11 protein-coding genes and 1 other annotated feature are annotated in these 13,058 nt (G+C 41.9%); of the genes, 10 read left to right on the forward strand and 1 reads right to left on the reverse strand.

What is annotated here, in order from left to right; translation table 11 throughout:
- The first annotated feature begins 14 nt into the window (after nucleotides 1-14).
- The 5 genes from P8596_RS11465 to P8596_RS11485 all read left to right on the forward strand — a co-directional run bounded on the left by P8596_RS11465 (nucleotide 15) and on the right by P8596_RS11485 (nucleotide 5,408).
- A complete protein-coding gene (locus tag P8596_RS11465; protein ID WP_224520110.1) occupies nucleotides 15-668 on the forward strand; it encodes an O-methyltransferase in 654 nt (217 codons plus the stop codon).
- A gap of 60 nt (nucleotides 669-728) precedes the next feature.
- Nucleotides 729-938: a binding site (T-box leader), on the forward strand.
- A 122-nt stretch (nucleotides 939-1,060) separates the two neighbouring features.
- Complete coding sequence (gene tyrS, locus P8596_RS11470; protein WP_224520109.1) at nucleotides 1,061-2,317, forward strand: tyrosine--tRNA ligase; 1,257 nt, start codon at nucleotides 1,061-1,063, stop codon at nucleotides 2,315-2,317.
- A gap of 97 nt (nucleotides 2,318-2,414) precedes the next feature.
- Entirely contained in the window at nucleotides 2,415-3,437 is a 1,023-nt protein-coding gene (locus P8596_RS11475) for a serine hydrolase domain-containing protein (RefSeq protein ID WP_397545333.1), read from the forward strand.
- A gap of 16 nt (nucleotides 3,438-3,453) precedes the next feature.
- Nucleotides 3,454-4,422 (forward strand): GNAT family N-acetyltransferase, encoded by a 969-nt coding sequence (locus P8596_RS11480; protein ID WP_224520107.1) that lies wholly within the window; start codon nucleotides 3,454-3,456, stop codon nucleotides 4,420-4,422.
- A gap of 71 nt (nucleotides 4,423-4,493) precedes the next feature.
- A complete protein-coding gene (locus tag P8596_RS11485; RefSeq protein ID WP_224520106.1) occupies nucleotides 4,494-5,408 on the forward strand; it encodes a ferritin family protein in 915 nt (304 codons plus the stop codon).
- A 77-nt stretch (nucleotides 5,409-5,485) separates the two neighbouring features.
- On the opposite strand, the gene P8596_RS11490 is transcribed toward P8596_RS11485, so the two are convergent.
- Complete coding sequence (locus P8596_RS11490) at nucleotides 5,486-6,103, reverse strand: acetate uptake transporter (protein WP_224520105.1); 618 nt, start codon at nucleotides 6,101-6,103, stop codon at nucleotides 5,486-5,488.
- Between the two features lie 680 nt (nucleotides 6,104-6,783).
- Here P8596_RS11490 and P8596_RS11495 point away from each other — a divergent pair.
- From P8596_RS11495 to P8596_RS11515, 5 genes are all read left to right on the forward strand, one after another.
- On the forward strand, nucleotides 6,784-9,807 hold the full coding sequence (locus P8596_RS11495; RefSeq protein WP_347815209.1) for an SNF2 helicase associated domain-containing protein: 3,024 nt from the start codon (nucleotides 6,784-6,786) through the stop codon (nucleotides 9,805-9,807).
- 120 nt (nucleotides 9,808-9,927) lie between these two features.
- Nucleotides 9,928-11,286 carry a magnesium transporter gene (gene mgtE, locus P8596_RS11500; protein WP_224520103.1) on the forward strand — a complete coding sequence of 453 codons (1,359 nt, stop codon included), beginning with the start codon at nucleotides 9,928-9,930 and terminating at the stop codon, nucleotides 11,284-11,286.
- Between the two features lie 153 nt (nucleotides 11,287-11,439).
- Nucleotides 11,440-11,838 (forward strand): fluoride efflux transporter CrcB, encoded by a 399-nt coding sequence (crcB, locus tag P8596_RS11505; RefSeq protein ID WP_279726885.1) that lies wholly within the window; start codon nucleotides 11,440-11,442, stop codon nucleotides 11,836-11,838.
- A gap of 5 nt (nucleotides 11,839-11,843) precedes the next feature.
- Nucleotides 11,844-12,200 (forward strand): fluoride efflux transporter CrcB, encoded by a 357-nt coding sequence (crcB, locus tag P8596_RS11510; protein WP_279726989.1) that lies wholly within the window; start codon nucleotides 11,844-11,846, stop codon nucleotides 12,198-12,200.
- Between the two features lie 222 nt (nucleotides 12,201-12,422).
- A complete protein-coding gene (locus P8596_RS11515) occupies nucleotides 12,423-13,043 on the forward strand; it encodes a TetR/AcrR family transcriptional regulator (protein WP_279726886.1) in 621 nt (206 codons plus the stop codon).
- Nucleotides 13,044-13,058 lie beyond the last annotated feature (15 nt).

Here is a 13,058-nt window from a genome sequence, read left to right on the forward strand (position 1 = left end):
GAGTGAAGAAATTCATGTCAACCAATACTTGGACACAAGTCGATCAATATTATGCTAGTAAACTACAAAAATCGGATTCCATTATGGAGTCTGTTTTGAAAGAAAATAGTGAAGCCGGACTTCCTGCAATCGATGTCTCTCCGAATCAGGGGAAGTTCCTTTCCTTACTTGCCCAGCTTAAAGGAGCAAAAAGCATTCTTGAAATAGGGACCCTGGGTGGGTACAGCACGATTTGGCTAGCAAGGGCACTGCCGGAAGATGGACGTCTGGTCACCCTTGAGTTCAGTGAAAAGCATGCAAGGGTTGCTGCACGAAATATTCGCAATGCGGGGGTAGAAGACAAGGTGGAAATCAAAGTGGGTGCAGCTCTTGATACCCTGCCGTCTCTCGAAGGTCCATTCGATTTCATTTTCATAGACGCCGATAAACAAAACAATGCCAATTATTTAAAGTGGGCACTTAAACTGGCCCAGCCTGGGGCGGTCATCATTACAGATAATGTGGTTCGTGGCGGAAGGGTGATTGACGAAAACAGTGAAGATGAAAGCGTTCAGGGTGTCAGGTCATTTGCCGAGATGTTGTCTCGAGAAGACAGGATCGATTCAACAGTCGTTCAAACAGTCGGCTCGAAAGGGTACGATGGGTTTGTAATGGGAATTGTGAAATAAAAGAAGAATTCTATTGTAATGATCTCCTTTTTTCTGTAAAATAAATGAAAATTCTAAATCATACATGTCATGATAGGAATCAGTAGTGACTTATCTCCCTGTCTTAGAGAGCTGATGCTTGGTGGAAATCAGCACACAGATAAGCACGAATTACCTCCTTGAACATTCTTTGTGAACACAAAAGTAGCAGAGAACGGCCGGTCCGTTATCCGAATCGAGTGGAAGAGAGATCTTCAATGAGGGTGGTACCGCGTAAACCACGTCCCTTTAATAGGGGCGTGGTTTTTTGTTTATGACGTAAAACATTATGAAATGGAGGGAGTAGATCAGTTGATTTATCGGTTAGATCCAAAAATCTACTTATCTCTATCAACAATCAAGGAGGAACAATCATGGATCAGAAATGGGAATCTCTTTCAAAAGCTCAGCAGCAAGAAGTCGAAAGGCAGCTCCTGCAATATAAAAACGGAGTGCATGAAATCATTCCAGAAGCAGAGTTGAAACACAAACTGGTGAAATCAATCTCCACTGGCCATCCTTTAAAAATCAAACTGGGGCTGGATCCAACTGCTCCGGACGTTCACATCGGACATACAGTGGTACTGAATAAGTTAAGACAGTTTCAGGAAAACGGTCATATCGTCCAGCTGATTATCGGAGATTTTACTGGGAAAATCGGTGATCCCACAGGGAAATCAGTTGCAAGGAAGCAGTTGACGGATGAAGAAGTGAAAAGAAATGCACAGACATATTTTGAACAATTTGGAAAGGTACTGGACAAGGAAAAAGTTGAGCTTCACTACAATTCAAGCTGGCTATCCACGTTGAACCTTGAAGATGTGATGCACTTATCTTCAAAGATCACCGTCGCACGGTTGATTGAGCGAAACGATTTCTCCAAACGGTTAGCAGCAAAGAAACCGATTTCACTTCACGAGCTGTTCTACCCTTTGATGCAGGGGTATGATTCCGTCGCCCTTGAGAGTGATGTGGAGCTTGGGGGCACGGATCAGCAGTTTAATGTCCTGATGGGGAGACATCTTCAGGAGCATTACAACCAGGAAAAACAAGTGGTCATATTACTGCCATTACTTGAAGGGCTTGACGGCGTTGATAAAATGTCAAAATCGAAACATAATTACATCGGAATACATGAAGATCCCAATCAAATGTTTGGGAAAACGATGTCGATCCCAGATGAACTGATAACAAAATACTTTAATTTGATCACCGATTTATCGTTAGAAGAAAAGGAGAGGTTAGCTCTTGAAGTTGAAAATGGTGCCCTTCACCCGAGGGATGCCAAAGTCCTTCTAGGGAAAACGATTGTCAGAATGTATCACGGAATAGATGCAGCGGAACTGGCAGAGAACCAATTTAAGGAGGTCTTTCAAAAGGGGGCACTTCCTGAAGATATTCCTGAGGAGGAATGGACGGGTGAAAAGAATGTTTCCGTAGTCGATCTCCTTGTAGCCTTAAATATGCAAAGCTCTAAAAGTGAGGCACGCCGTATGATCCTAAATGGAGGAATCAGGATCAATTCAGAAAAGGTTCTGGATGTGCAGTCAAACGTGGAAATGAAAGATGGCATGGTTCTGCAAGTAGGGAAGAGAAGGTTCATAAGGGTAAAAGTGCAAAACGAAAAATAAGATAAAATAATTAGACTGAATCCAGCAACGTGGTCATGGGGAGTCATGGGGACTCTTCGTGACTAGTCTTTTGTGCTATAATTTTCCATATAAACAAATGATAGAATGGGTGTTTACGATGAATGAACTACATAACTTGATCAAAGAACATGCAGAAACGGAGCGATTTTCCGGAACGGTTGTGGTAAAGCGGGACAGTGAGAGTCTCTTAGAATCGGCATTTGGGTTTGCAGATCGCAACGAAGGAAGAAAAAACACCACAAATACACGATTTGGTATTGCATCGGGTTGTAAATTGTTTACTGCTGTAGCCATCTGTCAACTTATAGAAAAGGGAGAAGTTTCATTTCATACACCAGTAAAAGAATATTTTGAAGGTGCTTTTCCACATTTTGATGGCAATGTGACCATCCATCATTTACTTACCCATACCTCTGGAATTCCTGATTATTTTGATGAGGAAGTGATGGATGATTTTGAAGACTTGTGGAAGCAAACCCCAATGTACTTAATGAGAAAAGGGGAAGATTTTCTGCCCCTCTTTCAAAATGGCCTTATGAAATTTTCTCCGGGAGAAAGGTTTCATTATAACAATGCGGGTTACATCATTCTGGGGTTGATGATCGAGAAGCTTTCTGGGATGACGGTGCAAGAGTACATCAATAAGCATATCTTTGAACCGGCGAATATGAATACATCTGGGTATTTTCGTCTGGATCGATTACCTGAGAATACGGCTTATGGGTACATTGATGAGCCAGACAGCTCATGGAGAACCAATATGTATTCCATTCCGATCCAGGGTGGGGCGGACGGCGGGGCATATGTCACGGGTCCTGATATGCTTTCGTTCTGGGAAGCTCTTTTAACAAATAAGCTCCTTAATGAAGAGAGTACAAGGCTCATTTCTAAACCTCATGTTAGAGTCAAAGAAGGGGTGAACTACGGGTATGGAATGTGGTTGAATCTACCCCATAAGCATCACGTGATGGGGTATGACCCAGGGGTGAGCTTTCATTCTGCCTATTATCCGAAAGAGAATATAAAAACAGTCATTCTCTCAAACGAGAGTTCAGGTGCTTTCGCTATTATGAAATTGATAGAAAGCTATTTCAATTGATAAAAGGGGTATCACAATGGGTACTGTTAAAATAGAAAAGGCTAATATTGAAGATGCATTAATCCTTACCGGACTAAAAAAGAACGTGTTCGATACGGAAAAAGAAAAGTGGCTAGGGAGTCAGGATGGTATCGTGGATCACAATATCCAGCCGCCAGGCTACGATTCAATCGAAATGACTAAGTACATGATCAGGGAAATGAATTATTTCAAGGTCCTTTATGAAGGGATGCTTGTAGGAGGATTGATTCTAACAGTGGTCGGTAAACGCCACGGCAGAATCGACCGGATATTCGTTGATCCCTTATTCCAAGGAAAAGGAATCGGCACTATGGTGATGAAATGTATGGAAACTGAGTATCCAGAAGTGATGACATGGGAGCTTGAGACCTCAAGTCGACAACTGAATAATCACCGTTTTTATGAAAAAATGGGTTACAAGAAGATCTATGAAACGGATAATGAATTCTGCTATGAGAAAAAAATGAAAGAAGGGGCCTTTGTGGGTGGTGAGTCAAGGGAGATCACCATTCATGGTGATATATTAAACGACGGGGACCTTTCTGGACTACAGGTGGAATACAGTAATATGAAAGAAACCGATTTCTATGGGATCAATGGAAGTTTTTCCACTTATAGCAACAGCAACTTGATGGGCGTTCGGTTCAACAATTGCAATCTCAGTGAGTCCCGATTTCAAAATATCAATCTTCAAAAAGCGTTGATTGCAGACCTTAACATGTCTCAAAGTGAACTGGCTCATGTTACACTGGGGGGAGTACACGTTCATGACACAAACCTCGGCGAAAAGAACGAGCACATCAGGTTTGAACGATGCGACTTGCATGGTAGTAGGTTTGATAACTGCAATTTGAACCATGTCGAAATTTCAAACTGTGATGTAACCCGTATGAAGATCAATGGCATATCAGTGGAGGATCTCATGGAAGCATACGAATCAGTTCAGGGCAAAAGGAAAGATTAAATTGCACAGACACCCATTATTCATCCAATCATATTATAGGTATTGACTGAATAAAAGAGGTGTTACTAAGAATGAACCCATATCAATTTTACCGACAATTTAAACCTTTTTATCTTGATGGCTATTCCCGGACACCGGGGAATCAATCTTTGGAGTCAAATCTTCAAAAAGCCATCAATGGTGAATATAGCGCCATTATTTGTTATGAAAAACTTGCGAAAATGGCCCCTACAGAGGATGAAAGAAAACGGATCCTTGAAATTCGTAAGGACGAAAAAAGACATTTGAAGTCATTCACTGACATCTATAGAAATTTGACAGGGATGGAGTCCAGTCCTCAATTGCAGGAAGGTTGTCCCAACTCGTATAAAAAGGGATTGGATTTTGCCTTTCGGGATGAGCAGGATACGGTGGATTTTTATTATAGCGTTTCGGATGGTGTACAGGATGCCTTTATAAAAGAGACATTTCGTCGTGCAGCTGTTGATGAACAGAATCACGCCGTATGGTTTTTATATTATGCCATGCAGAATAAAGGCAGCAGGGGAGCATCAAGACAAGTGGACTACGGGGCAAAAGGAGCACTTGCTGCCTCTGCCCTTTCAGTTCCCCAGATGCTCAATTATGCCATGCAGGACGAATACCTTGCCCAGGCCCGATACGATCGGATCTTAGAGAATTTTGGGAATGTCCGCACTTTTTTACAGATCAAAGAAGCAGAGTTGCGTCATATTACCGCATTGCAGACTTTGTTCCAACGCTACGGATTGCCGCTTCCTGAAGATCAATCCCAATCGTACACAACCACTCCGGATTCATTAAAAAGTGCCTATGCAGCAGGGGTTCAAGGGGAGATTGAGAATATCGCTATGTATGATCGGTTTTTGACGTTTAATCTGCCTCAGGATGTGAGGATTGTCTTCACACAATTGAGAAATGCTTCACAGAATCATTTAGCTGCATTTGAGAGAGGACTGGCAAGATAACAAAAACACTGGACATGATATTCTGATCCCTAATGAAGAAGAGAGAGATGAGTCGCTCATCTCTCTCTTCTTTGTGCTTACTTAAAAATTCCGAATGGCTTTCCTACAGGAAGCGTTTCTTTCCCGAAGTGTGTATTCAACACACTTGCAGCTGAACCGTAAAAGCTGAAAAGGGCAATGAACAGTTCAGAGATCGCTGCTAATTTGTGCGTAGCTTCAGGAGCGACTCCCAGTGTAGACAGGGAAAGGCCGATGAATAAGAAATCAATCAGGACAAAAATGATGAATAAGACTTTATGAGTCTCCATGGCACCAACTGTCATGAAGATACTGAATATCAGATAGCCTATATAGGCTATGCCGAGCTGACTTGGATCTATTGCAGCAGCCGCTGCTTCTCCGAATACCCCGAATGAAATCAACCAGGAAGTCCCAACCCCCAGCCAGAATAATCCGAACGCACCGAATGCCGTCATACCGAATGTATTATTGTGCTTTGCATCTCCAAAGCTTGCCATCAATTGGGCAATGCCTCCGAGGAAAATCGCCCAAGGCAAGACGAACGACACGCCGTCAGTCCATCCGAGTTTTGCAGATGAAGCTACAAGGGTGACCATGGCCAGTCCGAAAAGTCCAAGGGCAGATGGATCAGCTGTCGCAATCTGAACCCGTTGAGTGGTTTGTGTGTGATTCATGATGATACCTCCTATTAAACATACCTGACTAATTTACATAAAAAAGTGTGGGTATGCAATAGAAAATATCATGTAAGCGAAACTTTCATACAAAATCCCGGATAATCATTGAATGATCATCCGGGATTTCGTTTTCCCCTATCAGAATATCCAATTCACAACAAAAAAACGCATGAACTGAGTCAATCTTACATAGATATCAAGTGGGGACAAATTTCTTCCCTCAACAGGAGGTGAAAAGGATGGAAGAATATTTCATTTTCATGCTCATTTTTCAAGCCGGCAGCTTCTTCATTTCTTTACTGAACCACATTGATAAGTAGAAAAAGACATGAACATTTTCCGGACTATGACTGGCCTCATAGTGCGGATTTTTTTTCTGTTTCCCTTATATTCTATGTCGCTTTATCCTTCATTATACGTTTCTATGAAAATACTAATCCTCTCAGGATGTTTCTAAATCCGAAAATTGTTGTTATCATTAGAATGTTGAACACAAAAAAATTAATCGGTCATTACTATACATATTCATGGAAGGAATCAGATCCTTGAAGGCTATACATCAAAAACTCATAAAAGAACGCTGCGGTACTGTTTCCTTCAAACGGGGAGAGGCGTATTACCGCTCCAATAAGGTAACATTAGACAAATATTCAAGACAATATTGTCGAGGGACTGTAATGGGGGAAGAAGAATTTCACGTTACCATTCAAGAGGATTCAAAAGGTGAAATCGAAGCCAGTTGCAGCTGCCCGAAGCTTGCATCATTTGATAAGGATTGTCAGCATATAGCTGCTGTGCTTTTGAAAATGGAAAATGAAGAGCGAAGGATGAAAAGGAATGAAGAAGGCGTAACAGAGGAGTTTTTCACATTGTTCCAGGAAGAATCCTTCCGTTCCCCGGCTAAGCTCCGTCATTTTGAAAACAGACAGATTGTGCCATGTGAATTTCTGATTCATCCAACGTCTACCCAAGATGGGGGAGACATGCTTGGAATTGAATGTATGATAGAGGGATATAAGCTAAAGCCGATTCGATCCTTTTTGGAATATATAAATGAAGGGAAACCCTTTCATGTTTCAGACTCATTCATATTCAATCCGGAGTTTCATTGTTTTGAGACTGATACAGCAGCTGTCATTCAATACCTTGTGAACGTGTCAAAGGGTTCAGGTAATAAAAACGATGATGGCTATTTGCTTATTCCTCCATCATTATGGGATAATCTCATTCCACTACTTAAACTTGCTAAAGACGTTAATTTGCAGCATAACGCAAGAACACATGAAGGATTTACACAAGGGGAGCTGCCTCTTCCACTACAATTCCATTTTAAGCAGGCCCAGGCTGTAGGTTACAGGTTATACATTTCCGGCCTGGATAATATGACGATTTTGGAAGAATATCAAACCGTCATTCATGATGGTATTTTCACACAGCTTGACAGCATGGATGGGAAAAGACTTTCTGAATTAAAGAGATTGTTAGGCCATTCAGGGTCACGGTTCATCCCGATTTCCCCGGACCAGATCGGCTTTTTCCTTGAAAAAGTAGCTGTGGGATTGAAGAAATTAGGGGAAGTTCAAATATCAGATGACATTGCGGAAAGGTTGGAATCGGCACCGCTTGTTGCGAACCTTTATCTTGACCGGGTAAAGAACCGATTGTTAGCCGGACTTGAATTCCATTATGATCAAATCGTTATTCATCCCCTTGAAAACCGGCAAGCGCCATCAGGTTCTCTTTTGATACGAAATGTAGAGAAAGAAAATACCATTCTGGAATGGATGGACGAGTTTGCATTCGGTAAAACAGAAGGTGGTTACTACTTACACAATGAGGATTTGGAATATGAATTTTTAACCTATGGAGTGACGAAGCTTCAAAAAGATGTTCAAATTTATGCCACAACCGCTGTTAGAAACAGGGTTTCCAAAGAAAATCATCACCCAAAAATAAGGATCAAAGTAAAAAAGGAACGAATGAACTGGCTGGGATTCACCTTTGAAATGGATGGCATCCCGGATAGACAGATCATGGAGATCCTAGGGGCATTGGAAGAAAAGCGGAAGTATTACAGGATGCGAAACGGCTCACTCTTGTCACTGGAATCAAAGGAATTTCAAGATATTCAGCGCTTTATGCATACGTCACAAGCAGAGAAGAAAGATCTCGTGAAGGGGCTCGAGCTACCATTGCATCAAAGCCTACACCTGCTGGATACGGTTGATGGGGGGCATTCATTTACTTTTGAACATTCCTTCCAGGAATTGTACGGGCAGCTTATGAACCCTGACAGCCGGGAAATTTCGGTGCCACCCCTATTAGACGAGCGGCTGAGAAACTACCAGAAGACAGGCTTTCGATGGATGAAGACTCTTTCCGAATATGGGTTGGGCGGAATCCTGGCTGATGATATGGGGCTTGGGAAAACGGTTCAGAGCATCACGTTTATCGTATCGGTACTTGAAGAAATCAGGGAAAAGAAGCTTCCGGCCCTGATTGTCTGTCCCTCTTCCCTGACATATAACTGGAAAAGCGAATGTGGGAAATTTGCCCCCGAGGTCAATGTCCTCATCATGGACGGTAACCAGGCTGTACGAAAGAAGAAACAGAAAGGTATAAGGGATGCGGATGTCATCATCACTTCCTATCCTTTACTGAGAAGCGACAGTATGTGGTATGAACGGCAGAAATTCCATACAGTATTTTTTGATGAGGCACAGGCTTTCAAAAATCCACTCACCCAAACGGCAAGAAGTGTGAAGAAGATAGAAGCGAATCATCGCTTCGCCTTGTCCGGAACACCTGTAGAGAATTCACTTGAAGAATTATGGTCCATCTTCCACGTTGTATTTCCGGGATTATTCAAAGGACTTAAGGATTACAGCCGCTTAACAAGAAAAGATATAGCGAAAAGAATCAAACCATTCGTTCTTCGCAGAATGAAAGAAGACGTGTTATCTGAACTTCCCGGAAAAGAAGAAATTACCCATTATTCAGAGCTTCTGCCCCAGCAAAAAGAATTGTATGCGGCATACCTAGCCAAGCTGAAACACGATACGATGAAGCATTTGGATAAGAATACATTGAGAAAAAACAAAATTAAAATTCTCGCCGGATTGACCCGTTTAAGACAAATCTGTTGCCATCCCGGATTATTTGTAGATGGTTATCATGGCTCATCAGCAAAATTCTTAGAGCTGATGGAGTTGTTGGAGGAGTCCAGGTTGTCAGGCAGAAGGGTCCTGGTCTTTTCGCAATTTACGAAAATGCTAGAGATGATCGGCAGAGAGCTGACACTCAAAGGACAATCCTACTTTTACCTGAATGGAACCACTCCGTCAGAAGAGAGGGTTAAGATGTGCAGTCGATTTAATGAAGGGGAACGGAATCTCTTTCTCATCTCTCTAAAGGCAGGTGGAACGGGGCTGAATTTAACGAGTGCCGATACGGTGATTCTATATGATACATGGTGGAATCCCGCTGTAGAAGAACAAGCAGCGGACAGGGCACATCGCATGGGACAGGAAAATACGGTGAAAGTGCTGAAGCTGATTGCCAAAGGAACGATCGAAGAGAAGATGAACGAGCTACAGGATAAGAAGAGGAACCTGATCAGGGATATCATGGAACCTGACGAAAAGGTGGTTCAGACCTTAACCGAAGAGGAATTGAAAGAAATCTTATCCATAGATCAATAACGAGTACAATAGAAATTGGCATGAACGCAGGATTCGGGAGATACTAGTAGGGTGATGAGTACCCTTCTCGGTATCTCATCGTGCGAACTGAAAAGAAACATATTATAAGGAGCACCCTCAATGACATTAGCCATGACGGAAAATGAAATCACCCTTGCCATTATCCAAAGCTTGAAAGATGGAAAGAAAAGCATTTTTTTAGATATAATCGAAGAGCTTCAGCCCTACGACATCGCTCAACAATATCTACATATCCCGTCCAAGCACCGGAATAAATTCCTTTTGTATTTACCTCTTGAAGAACTCACTGAATTCATTCAGGAGATAGAAAGGGAAGACCAGTTGCTCGTTTTGGAGAAGCTCGGTATAGAAAAATCTACAAAGGTCCTCGATCTGATGGAAAATGACAACCTGGCCACATTGCTGACGGATTTAGAGCCCGAGAAGATAGAGGAATTACTCTCAGAGATGAACCAGGCAGAGTCTCAGGTCGTTCAGAATCTCATGACATACGAACCGGAAACAGCCGGCCGGATCATGAACAACCGCTATGTGTGGATACCTAAACATTATACGGTCCGTGAAGCAGTGGATAAACTGAAGCATTTCGCGGAACTCGCCGAATATTTGAACTATCTCTATGTCATTGACGACGAAAAGAAATTGATAGGAGTCATATCCTACAAGGATTTATTACTTAGTGAATTAGTAGATAAAATTGAAGATATTATGTACAGCCGTGTGGTTAAAGTTGATGTCCATACCGACCAGGAAGAAGTGGCCAAATTGATCAGCCGCTATGATTTCATCACACTTCCGGTCATTGAAGAAGACGGAAGGCTTGTCGGGGTCATCACCGTCGATGACATCATTGATGTGGTCATTCAAGAAGCCAATGAAGATATTGAGAAGTTATCTGCATCGGGTAAATCCATCGACTTTACGACCAAACCATTTGTTGCAGCCTATCGACGTCTTCCATGGCTTGTTTTATTACTGTTCATAGGACTCGTTTCGGGAAGCATCATTGACAGATTCTCTGCAACCCTGGAACAGGTCGTGGCCCTTGCGTTCTTTATGCCGATGATTGCGGGGATGACCGGGAACACGGGTACGCAATCACTGGCCGTTGTCGTCAGAGGGTTGGTCTCGAATGATTTGGATATAAAACAAGTCATAAAGCTCGTTTTCCGGGAATTATGGGTAGGCATCATCATCGGTGTGACTTGTGCCGTCATGATTGCCCTGATTGCCTTTGTGTGGCAGGGAAATATTGTTTTAGGACTCGTGGTGGGAAGTTCCTTACTGATTACACTAATTATCGGGACATTGGCAGGAACCATCATCCCTCTCATCCTATATAAATTTAACGTAGACCCTGCCGTTGCTTCAGGCCCTTTGATCACAACGATCAATGATATTCTATCCCTTCTGATCTATTTTGGCATTGCCACCATGTTTATTACAAAATTGATGTAAAGGATTTGGCCGACAAAATTCCTGTGGTAAAATAGTCAGTGAACGTCAAGGGAGTTAGCATGATCACTGAACAATGAGGGACTCCTACTGATACTCATGTATCGGTAGGAGTCTCTTTCATGAAAGAACTTGTATGTTTAGAGGTGGAAGTATATGATCTATTTATTAGTTGGTGCAGCTGGTATGGTGGGTGCCCTTCTGCGATATTATCTTGGGATCTTTGCCGGTGAATGGTGGGATTATACGTTTCCTGTGGGGACATTTCTTGCCAATATGATTGGAAGCTTCGCGTTGGGATATGTCACAATGTACATATTTCGGATGGAGAAGGTCCATTCAATGACAGCCACAGCCATTGGGACAGGGATGATTGGATCTTTCACTACTTTTTCCACATTCAGTGTCGAGACTGTCAACCTTCTTACTCATTCTCATTTGGTTCTGGCACTTATTTATATATTAGGAAGCATGTTCGGTGGTTTATTTATGTCATGGGCAGGCTTTACGATAGGAAAGCAACAATATAATCTGTATAAGCAAAAGGGGGGCTAAAGATGATCGTACAGGGTATGATGGTCGCGATCGGGGGGTTCTTTGGGGCAATATCCCGCTTTGGGATCAGCCGTTTGTTCAAGAAATATGATCATTCTGACTTTCCATACGCTACCCTATTTGTTAATCTGGTTGGATCATTTCTTCTTGGGTATGTAATCGGATCGGACATCGTTGAAACTGGTATTCTTCTTCTTGGGACTGGTTTTCTTGGATCCTTTACGACTTTTTCCACTTTTAAATTGGAAATCATTCAACTTCATGCCGATAAAAAATGGAAGCCCCTGATTACTTATCTCCTGATCAGCTATACGGTTGGTATTTTATTCGCTTTTATAGGGATGGCTTTAGGCAAAGTGTAAAGAAGAGAAGACAATTCACAGTTCTATATCTTTCATTCAGAAGCTCAGGTCGCCTGAGCTTTTTTTTTCATTCACGGAATCATCATGTATAGTGTGAAAAGAAGAAAATGAGAAAAGGAAGCCATTATATAAAAATAATATTGACCACAGTGGTCAAAGGGATTAAAATGGAATTGACCATATTGGTCAAATGCGTGTCCTTTAAAAGGAGGTCAAAAAAGCTTGTTTAAGTCATTGAATATCGACTCAGAAAAAGAAGATCGAATCATTAGAGCCGCCACCCGGGTTTTCGCCGAAAGTGGATATGAAAAAGCCTCGACTAATGCCATCGTAAAGGAAGCGAAAATTTCCAAGGGGATTCTGTTTCATTATTTTAATAGTAAAAAAGAACTGTATGTTTCTCTTTATGAATATCTCTCGGATTTGTTTACAGAAAAAATATATGAAAAACTCGACTGGAATGAGCATGATATTTTCGTTACGATCCGCTCGGTGACATTGATCAAGTTTGAACTATTCTCTGTCTATCCTGATCTAATCAATTTCCTTACCAGCGCCTTCTCAGAAGAAGCTCCCGAAGTAAAAGAAGAAATCGAGAAGTATAAAACGAGGATGGTGGAGAGTAGCTTTGCCACTTTATTCTCCAATATCGATACTTCTAAATTCAAAGAAGGAATCGACGTAAATAAATCGATTCAGGTTATTTATTGGACCTTCGAAGGAATGGCTAATCAACAACAACAGAAAGCGAAGTCACGATCTGTAGCTGAAATCAATCAAGAAGAAGTGCTGACAGAAATCGACGCCTATATCGAATTATTGAAGATTTCTTTTTACAAATAGAAAGAAAAAGGGAGG

This window comes from Rossellomorea sp. DA94 (genome assembly GCF_029834455.1).
GTDB lineage: Bacteria > Bacillota > Bacilli > Bacillales > Bacillaceae_B > Rossellomorea > Rossellomorea vietnamensis.